Below are 14,316 nucleotides of genomic sequence, written 5' to 3'. Positions count from 1 at the left end.
CCTGTAGCCAAAATGTGCCGACGACCGAACAATCGGTAGGTGAGGCGCATCACACCCGTGGCGCGCCCGAAGCCGCTCCCACGAGGAGGTGCCGTCATGACGGTCATGGAGCAGCGGGGCGCGTACCGGCCATCGCCGCCGCCCGCCTGGCAGCCCCGCACCGACCCCGCGCCGCTGCTGCCCGACGCGGAGCCCTACCGCGTCCTCGGCACCGAGGCCGCCGGCAAGGCCGACCCGGCCCTGCTGCGCCGCCTGTACGCCGAGCTGGTGCGCGGCCGTCGGTACAACGCGCAGGCGACCGCGCTCACGAAGCAGGGCCGCCTCGCCGTGTACCCGTCCAGCACCGGCCAGGAGGCCTGCGAGGTGGCCGCCGCGCTCGCCCTGGAGGAGCGCGACTGGCTCTTCCCGAGCTACCGCGACACCCTCGCCGCCGTCGCCCGCGGCCTCGACCCCGTCCAGGCGCTCACCCTCCTGCGCGGCGACTGGCACACCGGCTACGACCCGCACGAGCACCGCGTCGCCCCCCTGTGCACGCCGCTCGCCACCCAGCTCCCGCACGCCGTTGGCCTCGCGCACGCCGCCCGCCTCCAAGGCGACGACGTGGTCGCGCTCGCCATGGTCGGCGACGGCGGCTCCAGCGAGGGCGACTTCCACGAGGCGCTGAACTTCGCCGCCGTATGGCAGGCCCCGGTCGTCTTCCTGGTCCAGAACAACGGCTTCGCCATCTCCGTCCCGCTCGCCAAGCAGACCGCCGCGCCCTCCCTGGCCCACAAGGCCGTCGGGTACGGCATGCCGGGGCGGCTGGTCGACGGCAACGACGCGGCCGCCGTGCACGAGGTCCTCAGCGCCGCGATACGGCACGCGCGCGAGGGCGGCGGCCCCACCCTGATCGAGGCGATCACCTACCGCGTCGACGCGCACACCAACGCCGACGACGCGACCCGCTACCGCGGCGACGCCGAGGTCGAGGCCTGGCGCGCGCACGACCCGATCGCGCTCCTGGAGCACGAACTGACCGAGCGCCACCTCATCGACGAGGACGGCATCCGGCACGCGCGCGAGGCCGCCGAGGCCATGGCCGCCGACCTGCGCGAGCGCATGAACCAGGACCCGGTGCTCGACCCCATGGACCTGTTCGCCCATGTCTACGCCGAGCCCACCCCGCAACTGCGCGAGCAGCAGGCCCTGTTGCAGGCCGAGCTGCACGCAGAGGGAGAAGAACGATGACCACCGTCGCGGTGAAGCCCGCCACCATGGCGCAGGCCCTCACGCGCGCGATGCGCGACGCCATGGCCGCCGACCCGACCGTGCACGTCATGGGCGAGGACGTCGGCACCCTCGGCGGCGTCTTCCGCGTCACCGACGGGCTGGCCAAGGAGTTCGGCGAGGACCGCTGCACGGACACCCCGCTCGCCGAGGCCGGCATCCTCGGCACGGCGGTCGGCATGGCGATGTACGGGCTGCGTCCGGTCGTGGAGATGCAGTTCGACGCGTTCGCATACCCGGCCTTCGAGCAGCTGATCAGCCATGTGTCCCGCATGCGCAACCGCACGCGCGGGGCGATGCCCCTCCCGATCACCGTCCGCGTCCCCTACGGCGGCGGCATCGGCGGTGTCGAGCACCACAGCGACTCCTCCGAGGCGTACTACATGGCGACTCCGGGGCTCCATGTCGTCACGCCCGCCACGGTCGCCGACGCCTACGGCCTGCTGCGCGCCGCCATCGCCTCCGACGACCCGGTGGTCTTCCTGGAGCCCAAGCGCCTGTACTGGTCCAAGGACTCCTGGAACCCGGACGAGCCCTCGCCCGTTGAACCGATAGGCCGCGCGGTGGTGCGGCGCTCGGGCCGGAGCGCCACGCTCATCACGTACGGACCGTCGGTGCCCGTCTGCCTCGAAGCCGCCGAGGCCGCGCGGGCCGAGGGCTGGGACCTCGAAGTCGTCGACCTGCGCTCCCTGGTGCCGTTCGACGACGAGACGGTCGCGGCTTCGGTACGGCGGACCGGGCGCGCGGTCGTCGTGCACGAGTCGGGCGGGTACGGCGGACCGGGCGGGGAGATCGCGGCCCGCGTCACCGAGCGCTGCTTCCACCATCTGGAGGCGCCGGTGCTGCGTGTGGCCGGGTTCGACATCCCGTATCCGCCGCCGATGCTGGAGCGTCACCACCTGCCCGGCGTGGACCGGATCCTGGACGCCGTGGGGCGTCTGCAGTGGGAGGCCGAAAGCTGATGGCACAGGTGCTGGAGTTCAAGCTCCCCGACCTCGGGGAGGGGCTCACCGAGGCGGAGATCGTGCGCTGGCTGGTCCAGGTCGGCGACGTCGTCGCGATCGACCAGCCGGTCGTCGAGGTCGAGACGGCCAAGGCGATGGTCGAGGTGCCCTGCCCCTACGGCGGCGTGGTCACGGCCCGCTTCGGCGAGGAGGGCATGGAACTGCCCGTGGGGGCACCGCTGCTGACGGTCGCGGTGGGCCCCCAGGCCTCGGGCGGGGACGCCGAGGGTTCGGGAAACGTCCTGGTGGGCTACGGCACGGGGGCGCCTCCGGCGCGCAGGCGCAGGGTGCGGCCGACGGGGCCGGGGGCGGGCGCGGCCGGTCCGGGTGCCGGTGCGGCGACCCCCGGACGGCGGCCGGGGCCCGCGGACGACGGGGCCGACGGGCGGATCGCGCCCGCTGTCGGGCGAGGGCCCCTGCGGCAGAACGGCACGGTCCCGGTGGCCCAAGGGACGGCGGCCGGCGAGAGCACCACGGCGGTCGACGTGGCGACCGAAGTGCGTGGGCCCGACCGCGGTGACGGTCCGGTGCCGGTGATCTCACCCCTCGTACGCCGACTCGCCCGTGAGAACGGCCTGGATCTGCGGGAGTTGAACGGCTCAGGGCCCGACGGGCTGATTCTGCGGGCGGACGTGGAGTACGCCCTTCGGGCCTCCGCGGCTCAGCAGGGTGCGACACCCCTGGCGACACCCCTGGCGGCGCCGGCTCCCGCGGTCGCCGAAGGGACCCGCATCCCCCTCAAGGGCATCCGCGGAGCCGTCGCCGACAAGCTCTCCCGGAGCCGGCACGAGATACCGGACGCGACCTGCTGGGTGGACGCGGACGCGACCGAGCTCATGCGGGCCCGGGCCGCGATGAACGCGAGCGGCGGACCCAAGATCTCGCTCCTCGCGCTGCTGGCCCGCATCTGCACGGCCGCCCTCGCACGTTTCCCAGAGCTCAACTCCACGGTCGACATGGCGGCCAGGGAGGTCGTGCGGCTCGACCACGTGCACCTGGGGTTCGCCGCGCAGACCGAGCGGGGCCTGGTCGTCCCGGTCGTACGGGACGCGCACGCGCGGGACGCCGAGGCGCTGACCGCGGAGTTCGCCCGGCTGACCGAGGCTGCCCGCGCGGGCAGCCTCACGCCCAGGGAACTGACCGGCGGGACCTTCACGTTGAACAACTACGGGGTGTTCGGCGTCGACGGCTCCACGCCGATCATCAACCACCCCGAGGCGGCCATGCTCGGCGTCGGCCGCATCGTCCCCAAGCCGTGGGTGCACGAGGGCGAGCTGGCCGTGCGCCAGGTCGTCCAGCTCTCGCTCACCTTCGACCACCGCGTCTGCGACGGCGGCACGGCGGGCGGCTTCCTGAGGTACGTGGCGGACTGCGTGGAACAGCCGGCGGTACTGCTGCGGACGCTGTGAGGGCGCGGCTCTGCGCAATGCGGTTTTGCGAAGAGGCGCGCGGCCACGCGGAATCGCCGGCGTGACAGCCGTGCACCCTGTGATTGCGCGGCCGCCCGCACGTTCCCTGTGATCGTGGCGGCACGCATACTCATGGGGTGACCTCGTACGAGCCCTCGGACGAAGCCGGCTCCGGCCCGGTGTACGACGCCGTCGTGCTCGCCGGGGGCGGGGCCCGGCGGCTCGGTGGTGCCGACAAACCCGGTGTGCGGGTCGGCGGGCGGGCCCTGCTCGACCGGGTGCTCGCCGCCTGCGCCGACGCCCGTACGACCGTGGTCGTCGCCGACGCCCGGCCGACCGCCCGGCCCGTGCTGTGGGCGCGCGAGGAACCGCCCGGCGGGGGGCCCGTCGCCGCGCTCGGCGCCGGGCTGCGGCACACCACGGCCGAGCAGGTCGTCGTACTCTCCGCGGACCTTCCGTTCCTCGAGGCGGCGACCGTACGACGGCTGCTGACCGCCCTGCGCACGAGCAGCGCCGACGGCGCCCTGCTCACCGACGCCGACGACCGCGACCAGCCGCTGGTCGCCGCGTACCGCACGGCCGCACTGCACCGCGAACTCGCCGCGCTGGCCGCCACGGAGACGACCGACCGTCCCACTACAGCCGACGCCCCCGTCACCCCGACCGGACTCGTCGGTCTCCCCCTCCGTCGGCTCACCGCCGGGCTTCACCTCACCCGCGTCCCGGATCCCGTCGCCGCCTTCGACTGCGACACCTGGGACGACATCGCCTCCGCCAGGGCACGTATCAGGGAGCATGGGCACGTGTTGGATGAATGGATTTCCGCTGCCAAGGACGAGCTGGGCATCGACCTCGACGTCGACACCGGTGTGCTGCTCGACCTCGCCCGGGACGCCGCGCACGGTGTGGCCAGGCCCGCGGCGCCGCTGACCACCTTCCTCGTCGGGTACGCCGCCGCGCAGGCCGGTGGAGGCCCCGAGGCCGTCGCCGAGGCCGCCCGCAAGGCCGCCGCCCTCGCCCTGCGCTGGGAACAGGAAGCCGCCGACGCCAAGCCCGATACGGACGCCGGATGACCGCCCACCCCACCCGCACCGGCGAGGACGCCGAGGACCTCGACGTCGAGGAGGTGCTCGCGCTGGTGAACGAACCGGAGCGTCATGGCTCCGCCGACCAGACACCCGCCCCGCGATCCGCCTCCCCGGACAGAGCCACGCCCCACAAGCCCGACGCGCACCACCGCGCCACCCCCTGGCCCGAGGCCCGCGCCACGGCCGCCCGCGCCGCGCGTACCGCCGTCCGGTCCGCCCAGCGCGCCCTCGTCTCCGTGCCCCTCGACGCGGCCCTCGGCCTCACCCTCGGCGCACCCCTGAACGCCCTCACCGACCTGCCCTCCTTCGACACCTCCGCGATGGACGGCTGGGCGGTCGCCGGGCCCGGCCCCTGGGACGTGCGGGACGAGGGGGTGCTTGCGGGGCACGGGGAGCCGGAGCCGCTGACCGACGGCGAGGCCGTGCGGATCGCGACCGGCGCCCGCATCCCCCTGGACACGACCGCTGTCCTGCGCACCGAGCACGGCCGCACCGACGCCCAGGGCCGTCTGCACGCCACCCGTGAGATGCAGCACGGCCAGGACATCCGCCCCCGGGGCCAGGAGTGCCGCTCCGGTGACCAACTCCTCGCCGTCGGCACCCTCGTGACCCCGGCCGTGCTCGGACTCGCGGCGGCCGCCGGCTACGACACCCTCACCGCCGTTCCCCGCCCCCGCGCCGAAGTGCTCGTCCTGGGCGACGAGTTGCTCACCAGGGGCCGGCCGCACGACGGCCTGATCAGAGACGCGCTCGGCCCGATGCTGCCGCCCTGGCTGCGCGCGCTCGGCGCCGAGGTCACCGCCGTACGACGGCTCGGCGACGACGCCAAGGCGCTGCACAAGGCCATCACCACCTCCGACGCAGACCTGATCGTCACCACCGGCGGCACCGCCTCCGGCCCCGTCGACCACGTCCACCCCACCCTGCACCGCATCGGCGCCGAACTCCTCGTCGACGGCGTCAAGGTGCGCCCCGGCCACCCCATGCTGCTGGCCCGCACCAAGGAGAACCAGCACCTCGTCGGCCTCCCCGGCAACCCCCTCGCCGCCGTCTCCGGCCTGCTCACCCTGGCCGAGCCGCTGCTGCGCACCCTCGCCGCGCACCCCGCGCCCGAGCCGTACGCGCTGCCCGTACAGGACACGGCCCATGGGCACCCGTACGACACCCGGCTCATCCCCGTCGTGCTGCGCGGTGATGTCGCCGTGCCGCTGCACTACAACGGTCCGGCCATGCTGCGCGGCATCGCGGCGGCCGACGCGCTGGCCGTCGTACCACCGGGCGGTGCCCGGGCCGGTCAGGAGCTCGAACTCCTTGATCTGCCCTGGGCGTCCGCCGGAATCGGGGTGTGTTTCACGTGAAACAAGCGGGCCATGACGCGATCGCCCGGCAGGCGGACGAACACCTCGTGACCCATCGGGTGAAACTCCCGAAGAAGGTGGTGGAGCGGCCGATCCGCCAGGTCGGCAAGCGGCTGCTGATGGCGCTGCTGGTGCTGGTCGCCACCGCCCTGATCGTCTACGCCGATCACGACGGCTACAACGACAACTCCGACGGCTCCGTGGACCTGCTCGACGCCTTCTACTACGCGACCGTCACCCTCTCCACCACCGGTTACGGCGACATCACCCCGGTCAGCGACGCCGCCCGGCTCACCAACATCTTCGTCATCACGCCCCTGCGCGTGCTGTTCCTGATCATCCTGGTCGGCACCACGCTCGAGGTCCTCACCGAGCGCACCCGGGAGGAATGGCGCCTCAACCGCTGGAGGTCCACTTTGCGGGATCACACCGTCGTCGTCGGCTTCGGGACGAAGGGGCGGTCGGCGATCCAGACCGTGTGCGCGACCGGGCTGAACAAGGAGCAGGTCGTCGTGGTCGACCCCAGCTCCAAGGTGATCGACGCGGCGACGGCCGAGGGCTACGCCGGGGTCATAGGAGACGCCACGCGCAGCGAGGTGCTCAAGCGGGCCGAGGTGCACCGGGCACGGCAGATCATCATCGCGACCCAGCGCGACGACACGGCGGTCCTGGTGACGCTGACGGCCCGGCAGCTCAACCGCGGCGCCAAGATCGTGGCCGCGGTGCGCGAGGAGGAGAACGCGCCGTTGCTCCAGCAGTCCGGCGCCGACGCCGTCATCACCAGCGCCAGCGCGGCCGGGCGGCTGCTCGGCCTGTCCGTGCTCAGCCCCGCGGCCGGCATGGTGATGGAGGACCTGATCCAGCAGGGCAGCGGGCTCGACATCGTCGAACGGCCGGTGACCAGGGCCGAGGTGGGCAAGGGGCCGCGCGAGACGGAGGACCTGGTGGTGAGCGTCGTACGCGGTCATCGGGTGCTCGGATACGACGATCCGGCCGTCGGAGAGCTCCAGTTGACGGACCGGCTGATCACGATCGTGCGGGCGTCGCCGGGCGTTCGGGTCGCACCCGACGCCCGGCCCCTCCCGCGCGACTGAGCCCTACTTGCGGTTGTACAGCCGCATCGTGACCGGTCCGAAGACCAGCACGAACAGGCCCGCCCAGCCCAGTGACCAGCCGACCTCGGCGGCCGGCCAGTCGCCGGCCATCAACCCCCGTACCGCGGACGACAGATGGGTGATCGGGCTGTTGTTGACGAAGGCCTGCAGCCAGCCCGGCATGGTCCTCGGGTCGACGAAGACGTTGGACAGGAAGGTCAGCGGGAAGATCACCATCATGCTGACGCCCATCACCGACTTCTCGGTGCGCAGCAGCAGCCCGAACATCGTCCAGATCCACGAGAACGCGAACGAGAAGGCGACCAGCAGCGCGATTCCGGCGAGCACACCACCGACGCCGCCGTCCGGGCGGTAGCCGATGATCATGCCGACGGCGAGCATCACCACCGAGGCGATGGTGTAGCGCAGGGCGTCGCCCAGCAGATAGCCGACCATCGTCGACGGCCGCCAGATCGGCAGCGTGCGGAAGCGGTCGAACACGCCTTTCTCGATGTCGGTGTTGACCGAGACGCCCGTGTACATGGTGATCATCACGACCGACATCACGAGAATGCCCGGCAGCAGGAACTGGATGTACTGCTTCGGGGAGCCGGCCAGAGCGCCCCCGAACAGGTATGTGTACATCAGCACCATCATGATCGGGAACGCGGTGACGTCGAAGAGCTGCTCCGGCACGTGCTTGATCTTGAGCATCGCCCGCCAGCCGAAGGTCAGCGAGGCGGACAGCGGGCTCGGGCGGGGCGGGCGCCGGCCGCCGACCAGCAGCGCGGCGAGCGACTCGACGCTGACGGGGGCCAGGTCGTGGGTTTCCGTGCTGGTCGCGGTACTCATGCCGGCACCTCGTCCTTCTTCGGCGTGTGCGTGTCGTGTCCGGTGAGGGCGAGGAACACCTCGTCCAGGCTGGGCTGACCCAGCGAGAAGTTGTCCACGGTGATCCCCGTGCGGGCCAGTTCGCCGAGCGCCCGGGCGGCCTGCTCGGCGGCGTCGCCACTGGTCGCCGTATCGACCCGGGCCGTCAGCGCCACCGCGTCGGGCTCCAGCTGCACCTGCGCGTCCAGGGTCCGACGCAGCACGTCCGCCGCCTCGGGCCGCTGCTCCGCGTTCCGCAGCCGCAGGTGTACGGAGCCGGCGCCGACGGACGCCTTCAGCTCGCCCTTCGTGCCCTCGGCGATCACCCGGCCGTGGTCGATGACGGCGATCCGGGACGCCAGCTGGTCGGCCTCGTCCAGGTACTGTGTGGTCAGCAGCACGGTCGTGCCCTGGGCGACCACGGCGCGCACGATGTCCCAGACCTGGTTGCGGCTGCGCGGGTCGAGGCCGGTGGTCGGCTCGTCGAGGAAGAGCAGGTCGGGAGTGCTCAGGATGGAGGCCGCGATGTCGATACGGCGCCGCATGCCGCCGGAGTAGTGCTTGACCTGTTTCCCCGCCGCGTCCGTGAGCCCGAAGGCCTCCAGGAGTTGCTCGGAACGCACCCGGGCGGCCTTCTTGCCGTGTCCGAGGAGGCGGCCGAGCAGGACCAGGTTCTCGGTGCCGGTGAGGTCCTCGTCGACCGACGCGTACTGGCCGGTGAGGCTGACGCGGGCGCGGACCTCGTCGGCCTCGCGTACGACGTCATGGCCGAAGACATGGGCCTCGCCGCCGTCCGGCCTGAGCAGCGTGGCGAGCATCTTCACGGTGGTGGTCTTGCCGGCGCCGTTCGGGCCGAGGACTCCGTACACTGTGCCCGCCGGAACGGCGAGGTCGACGCCGTCGACGGCCCGGGTCTCACCGAACGTCTTCACCAGTCCCGCGGTCTCGATGGCCAGGCCGTTCGTGTGCCGGCTCATGGTGGGTCTCCTTCCGCGCACTTGGGTCACGCATGGGAAGACCTTTACCGTCGCCCGAACTCATCGGTGATCGCACACTCTTTTCCGCGCGCCCCGCCGACCTCCGCACTCCTCACCGACGTCCGCGCGCCCCGCCGCCGGTGGGGGCGCCCGCCATCAGGAGTAGCGTCCCCCTCATGCATGCGATCACGATTCCCGAACCTGGTGGGCCCGAGGCGCTGGTGTGGGACGAGGTCCCCGATCCCGTGCCCGGCGAGGGCGAGGTCCTGGTCGAGGTGGCGGCCAGTGCCGTCAACCGCGCCGACATCCTGCAGCGGCAGGGCTTCTACGACCCGCCGCCCGGCGCGTCCCGCTACCCCGGCCTGGAATGCTCGGGCCGGATCGCCGCGCTCGGCCCCGGAGTCTCCGGCTGGGCCGTCGGCGACGAGGTGTGCGCGCTGCTCTCGGGCGGCGGTTACGCCGAGAAGGTCGCCGTGCCGGCGGGGCAGCTGCTGCCCGTGCCCGAGGGCGTCGGCCTCAGGGCGGCCGCGGCACTGCCCGAGGTGGTCTGCACGGTCTGGTCGAACGTCTTCATGATCGCCCACCTGCGCCCCGGCGAGACCCTGCTCGTGCACGGCGGCTCCAGCGGCATCGGCACGATGGCGATCCAGCTTGCCAAGGCCGTCGGGGCGAAGGTGGCCGTGACCGCGGGCACCAAGGAGAAGCTGGAGTACTGCGGCGAACTCGGCGCCGAGATCCTCGTCAACTACCGGGAGCAGGACTTCGTCGAGGAGGTGAAGGCGGCCACCGACGGGGCGGGGGCCGACGTCATCCTCGACAACATGGGCGCCAAGTACCTGGACCGGAACATCCGGACCCTCGCCGTCAACGGCCGCCTCGCCGTCATCGGCATGCAGGGCGGCATCAAGGGCGAGCTGAACCTCGCCGCGCTGCTGAACAAGCGGGCCGCCATCACGGCCGCGTCGCTGCGGGCGCGTCCGCTGGAGGAGAAGGCGGCCATCGTGGCGGCCGTACGCGAACACGTGTGGCCGCTGCTGTCCGGCGGCCATGTCCGCCCGGTCGTCGACCGCGAACTCCCGATGAGCGACGCGGCGGCCGCACACCGGGTGGTGGAGGAGAGCGGCCACATCGGCAAGGTCCTGCTGATCGCACCCTGACCGGCGGGGCCGACGAAGCCCAGTCGCCTAGCCTCGGCGCAACCGAAGCCCGATGAACGCGAGTCCGAGACCGAGCCCGATCAGGACCAGCCCGCTGCCCAGGGGCAGGATCCGCAGCACGGGCTCGGCCGGCGACTCGGCCCGCGCGACGGTCTGCCGTACGGGCCGGGCCGGCGGCGCGGAGCCGACCTGCGCGTCCTGCGGCGACTCGTCGGCGTCCGGGCTCTCGACACCCTCGGCGGCCTCCTCCGGGACGCCACCGCCGTCGTCCCCCGCCTCCTCGCCCGTCTGCTCGGCAGTGGTGTCGTCCGAGGGCGTCGACGGCTCCGCCCGCCCAGGCCGCTCCCGCCCCTCCCCGGCCACACTCCCGGCCCGCGACGGCTCCCCGGCAGACGCGGACCCGGAAGGCCCGGGGGCGGGGGCCCGCCCGACGTGGTACGTCGATACGGGCCCGTTCGTCGATACGCCCCCGTACGACGGGACGGTGCCGTGCGTCGATACGGGAGCGTCCGTCGATACGCCGCCGTCCGTCGATACGCCGCCGTCCGTCGAAACGGCCCGGTGCGTCGAAACGCCCCCGTACGTCGATACGGCCGCGTACAACGAAACGCTCCCGTCCCTCGATACGCCCCCGTACGACGAACCACCCCCGTACGCCACCGCCTCCCCACCCCCCAGCACCCCGACCACCCCGAACGCACCGGCGCTCATCGCAACACCAGCCCCCATCCCCACCACCACACCCGTCCCCCTCAAAGCCCGCAGCCATGAAGTCACGTCACCAGCGTCACCCCCTTCCGCACGTCCGGCATTCCGGGTTCCGCCAAATAAGGCGGTACGGCTGCACAATCCCGGTATGTCGATACGTCACGGCCTGCTGGCGCTCCTGGAACACGGCCCCCGCTACGGCTCACGGCTGCGCACCGAGTTCGAGGCGCGGACGGGTGGGACCTGGCCGTTGAACATCGGGCAGGTCTACACGACCCTCGGCCGGCTGGAGCGGGACGGGATGGTCGCGCAGGACGGTCAGGACGAGGCGGGGCGGGCGCTGTACGCGCTGACACAGGCCGGCCGCGACGAACTGCGCGCGTGGTTCGCGGCGCCCGTCGAGCGCGCGAGCCCGCCCCGCGACGAGCTGGCGATCAAGCTGGCGCTGGCCGTCGGCGCACCCGGCGTCGACGTACGCGCGGTCGTGGAGGCGCAGCGCCGGCACGTGGCGGACGCGCTGCACGAGTACGTACGGCAGCGGGCGCAGGCGTTGTCCAGGACGCCCGAGCATCCCGACGAGGTGGCGCGGCTGCTGGTCCTGGAGCAGTTGATCTGCCACGCGGAGGCGGAGATCCGCTGGCTGGACCACTGCGAGGCCCGTCTGCTGCGGCTGATCACCGTCACCAGGCCGCGCCCCGAGGACTGACGCGATCTCCCGCGCAGCAAGGTGCAATCTCCCGCACCGTAAACGGTGGATCACCTTCCACAGGGGGCACCACGGTGATGAGATGCACGGGTGCGAGAGAATGGCGGCATGGAGATGCCGAGGAACGAACGCTCACCGGAGACCCCCCAGATCCTGGTCGTCGGCCAGGACGGTATGGCGATTGGCGGCGGTACGGACGAGGACTCCCGCGAGATCCCGGTGACGGAGCAGGTCGAGCAGCCGGCCAAGGTGATGCGGATCGGCAGCATGATCAAGCAGCTCCTGGAGGAGGTGCGCGCGGCTCCTCTGGACGAGGCGAGCCGGGCCCGGCTCAAGGAGATCCACCGCAGCTCGGTGAAGGAGCTGGAGGACGGTCTGGCACCGGAGCTGGTCGAGGAGCTGGAGCGGCTGTCCCTGCCGTTCCAGGACGAGGGCACCCCGAGCGACGCGGAACTGCGTATCGCGCAGGCCCAGTTGGTGGGCTGGCTGGAGGGCCTCTTCCACGGGATCCAGACCACGCTGTTCGCCCAGCAGATGGCCGCGCGGGCCCAGTTGGAGCAGATGCGGCGCGCGCTCCCGCCCGGCGTGGGCGGCCACGAGATGGGCGAGGACGGCGGCCAGGCGGCCGGCCGCACCGGCGGGCCGTACCTGTAAACGACGTAACAGACATGAAAGGGCCCGGCGGCCGAGACCGCCGGGCCCTTCGTCTTGCTCGTCAGCTCGTTGCTCGTCGGCTCGTTGCTTGTCAGCTCGCCGGGTTGCCCGTCGAGACCTCCAGGGTGATCTGCACGTTGTCCGGGTCCGCGTCCGAACCGGCCTCCGGCGACTGCTTGATCACCGCACCCTCGCCGTACGTGTTCTCGTCGATGTCCTCGACCTCGACCGTCCACCCGGCGTCCGCCGCGCAGTCCTTGACCGAGTCGATGTACTTGAACCGGAAGTCGGGCACCCGGATCTTGTTCTCGTCGGTGTACGACTCCTGCGGCTCCGTGCACTCCGTCGAGTCGATCGTCTTCGACGTGTCCGGCCCGCGATAGCCCTCCGCGTGCGTCGCCGAGCTGCTCGCGTCGGTGCCGCCGCTGCCACCGCTGTTGTCGTCGCTGCTCTTGTTGCCGCTGTTGAACAGGATGGCCGCCAGCAGCCCGGTCACGGCGATGATCGCCACGACCACCATGATGACGACCACCGGCTTGTTGCCCTTGTCGCCGGCCCGCGCGGGCGGCGGCGTTGAGGGCTGCGGGGAGAGGTTGTACGGCGCCGGGGTCTGCGGCTGCTGCGGGAACGGGGGCGGCGTCTGGTAGCCGCCGCCCTGCTGCGGATAGCCGTACGACGGAGAAGGCGTCGGCGCGGGCGCCGGTGTGCCGTACGGGTTCGGCGTCGGGGCCGGCTGGTACGGCTGCTGGACCGGGACCGGCGGCGGGGTCGCGTGGTTGACCGGCGGGAACACCGCCGCGCCGACGCCCGCACCGCTCGCGGTGGGCGCGCCGGGGACGATGCTCGGCGGGGCGGCCTGAAGGGACGCGGCCACCCGCAGGCACTCGTCGCGCATGGCCTCGGCGCTCGGGAAGCGCTCGTTCGGGTTCTTCTTCAGCGCGCGGGCAACCAGCGCGTCCACCGCCGGCGGCAGCGCCCGGTTGATCGAGGAGGGCGCCACCGGCTCCTCCTGCACGTGCGCGTACGCGATCGCCAGCGGCGAGTCCGCGTCGAACGGCAGCCGCCCGGTGACCAGTTGGAACAGCATGATGCCGACCGAGTACAGGTCGGAACGGGCGTCCACGCCGCGCCCCAGGGCCTGCTCGGGCGAGAGGTACTGCGGGGTGCCGACGACCATGCCGGTCTGCGTCATGGAGGTGACGCCGGACTGCATGGCACGCGCGATGCCGAAGTCCATCACCTTGACGACGCCGCGCTTGGTCACCATGACGTTGCCCGGCTTGATGTCGCGGTGGACCAGCCCCATCTCGTGGCTGATCTCCAGCGCGGCGAGCACGTCCGCGGTGACCTTCAGCGCCTTGTCCGCGGGCATCGCGCCGAACTGCCGTACGTCCTCGTCGAGCACCGAGCCCAGCGGGCGGCCCTCGACGTACTCCATGACGATGTACGGCGTCGTCATCGAGTCGACGCTGTCCTCGCCGGTGTCGAAGACCGAGACGATGTTGGTGTGCGTGAGCTTGGCCACGGCCTGGGCCTCGCGGCGGAAGCGCTCGCGGAAGGCCTGCTCGCGGCCGAGCTCGGTGTGCAGGGTCTTGATCGCGACCTGCCGGTCGAGCACGGAGTCGTAGGCCAGGTGCACCGAGGCCATGCCGCCCTGGCCGAGCAAGTCGCGCAGCTGGTAGCGGCCACCGGCCAGCGCCCTTCCCGCGTACCGGCCCTGCGCGCCGTCCTGGCTCATCTTCCGTGTCCCCCATGGGCCTTCAGGCACCGTAGACCGTCATCGCCGGGCTGACAGGCGGTGATCGAATGTGTTATTCCCGGCCAAGTCTGCCCGAGGGCACTGACACGTCAAGCGCGATGCCCGTTCCGTGACCGTACGCGAAAGAAGCGTCGTGGGAGCGTTACAGAGGTTGTACTCGCGGTACACAGAATTTGCACGACGGCCGGGGGTGACGGTTTGATGGCCGGTCCGTCTCGTGCCGGTTCCGGCTTCCTTCTCGGACCGGCCGCTTGCGTTGAGGCTGT

Annotated in this window: 13 protein-coding genes; 9 read left to right on the top strand and 4 right to left on the bottom strand. The window is 72.2% G+C overall.

Features of this window, described 5'->3' with window-relative positions; genetic code table 11:
* The first annotated feature begins 96 nt into the window (after window positions 1-96).
* The 6 genes from pdhA (at window position 97) to ABZ848_RS08175 (ending at window position 7,219) form a co-directional block, all read left to right on the top strand.
* Window positions 97-1,227 (top strand): pyruvate dehydrogenase (acetyl-transferring) E1 component subunit alpha, encoded by a 1,131-nt coding sequence (pdhA, locus tag ABZ848_RS08200; RefSeq protein ID WP_360827086.1) that lies wholly within the window; start codon window positions 97-99, stop codon window positions 1,225-1,227.
* Window positions 1,224-2,228, top strand: coding sequence for an alpha-ketoacid dehydrogenase subunit beta (locus ABZ848_RS08195; protein WP_360827083.1), 1,005 nt, complete (start codon window positions 1,224-1,226; stop codon window positions 2,226-2,228). The genes pdhA and ABZ848_RS08195 overlap by 4 nt, the downstream gene beginning before the upstream one ends.
* Entirely contained in the window at window positions 2,228-3,679 is a 1,452-nt protein-coding gene (locus ABZ848_RS08190; RefSeq protein WP_360827080.1) for a dihydrolipoamide acetyltransferase family protein, read from the top strand. The genes ABZ848_RS08195 and ABZ848_RS08190 overlap by 1 nt, the downstream gene beginning before the upstream one ends.
* A gap of 137 nt (window positions 3,680-3,816) precedes the next feature.
* On the top strand, window positions 3,817-4,752 hold the full coding sequence (locus ABZ848_RS08185) for an NTP transferase domain-containing protein (RefSeq protein WP_360827077.1): 936 nt from the start codon (window positions 3,817-3,819) through the stop codon (window positions 4,750-4,752).
* On the top strand, window positions 4,749-6,125 hold the full coding sequence (locus ABZ848_RS08180; protein ID WP_360827074.1) for a molybdopterin molybdotransferase MoeA: 1,377 nt from the start codon (window positions 4,749-4,751) through the stop codon (window positions 6,123-6,125). Before ABZ848_RS08185 ends, ABZ848_RS08180 begins: the two co-directional genes overlap by 4 nt.
* On the top strand, window positions 6,122-7,219 hold the full coding sequence (locus ABZ848_RS08175; RefSeq protein WP_360827071.1) for a potassium channel family protein: 1,098 nt from the start codon (window positions 6,122-6,124) through the stop codon (window positions 7,217-7,219). The genes ABZ848_RS08180 and ABZ848_RS08175 overlap by 4 nt, the downstream gene beginning before the upstream one ends.
* Window positions 7,220-7,222: 3 nt before the next feature.
* Here ABZ848_RS08175 and ABZ848_RS08170 read toward each other — a convergent pair whose 3' ends face one another.
* Both ABZ848_RS08170 and ABZ848_RS08165 read right to left on the bottom strand, forming a co-directional pair.
* Window positions 7,223-8,071 carry an ABC transporter permease gene (locus ABZ848_RS08170; RefSeq protein ID WP_360827068.1) on the bottom strand — a complete coding sequence of 283 codons (849 nt, stop codon included), beginning with the start codon at window positions 8,069-8,071 and terminating at the stop codon, window positions 7,223-7,225.
* Window positions 8,068-9,066, bottom strand: a complete 999-nt coding sequence (locus ABZ848_RS08165; protein ID WP_360827066.1) for an ATP-binding cassette domain-containing protein — start codon at window positions 9,064-9,066, stop codon at window positions 8,068-8,070. The genes ABZ848_RS08170 and ABZ848_RS08165 overlap by 4 nt, the downstream gene beginning before the upstream one ends.
* Window positions 9,067-9,242: 176 nt before the next feature.
* On the opposite strand from ABZ848_RS08165, the gene ABZ848_RS08160 reads away from it, so the two are divergent.
* Window positions 9,243-10,223 (top strand): NAD(P)H-quinone oxidoreductase, encoded by a 981-nt coding sequence (locus ABZ848_RS08160; RefSeq protein WP_360827063.1) that lies wholly within the window; start codon window positions 9,243-9,245, stop codon window positions 10,221-10,223.
* A gap of 27 nt (window positions 10,224-10,250) precedes the next feature.
* On the opposite strand, the gene ABZ848_RS08155 is transcribed toward ABZ848_RS08160, so the two are convergent.
* Window positions 10,251-10,934, bottom strand: a complete 684-nt coding sequence (locus tag ABZ848_RS08155; protein ID WP_360827061.1) for a hypothetical protein — start codon at window positions 10,932-10,934, stop codon at window positions 10,251-10,253.
* 145 nt (window positions 10,935-11,079) lie between these two features.
* On the opposite strand from ABZ848_RS08155, the gene ABZ848_RS08150 reads away from it, so the two are divergent.
* Entirely contained in the window at window positions 11,080-11,637 is a 558-nt protein-coding gene (locus ABZ848_RS08150; RefSeq protein ID WP_360827058.1) for a PadR family transcriptional regulator, read from the top strand.
* Between the two features lie 108 nt (window positions 11,638-11,745).
* A complete protein-coding gene (locus ABZ848_RS08145; protein ID WP_360827055.1) occupies window positions 11,746-12,291 on the top strand; it encodes a bacterial proteasome activator family protein in 546 nt (181 codons plus the stop codon).
* 91 nt (window positions 12,292-12,382) lie between these two features.
* On the opposite strand, the gene ABZ848_RS08140 is transcribed toward ABZ848_RS08145, so the two are convergent.
* Window positions 12,383-14,029 (bottom strand): protein kinase, encoded by a 1,647-nt coding sequence (locus ABZ848_RS08140; protein ID WP_360827052.1) that lies wholly within the window; start codon window positions 14,027-14,029, stop codon window positions 12,383-12,385.
* Window positions 14,030-14,316 lie beyond the last annotated feature (287 nt).

It is taken from the genome of Streptomyces sp. NPDC047081, assembly GCF_040643775.1.
Classification (GTDB): domain Bacteria; phylum Actinomycetota; class Actinomycetes; order Streptomycetales; family Streptomycetaceae; genus Streptomyces.
The sequence above is the reverse complement of the archived record's forward strand: the minus strand, read 5'-3'. Positions and strand labels throughout refer to the sequence as shown.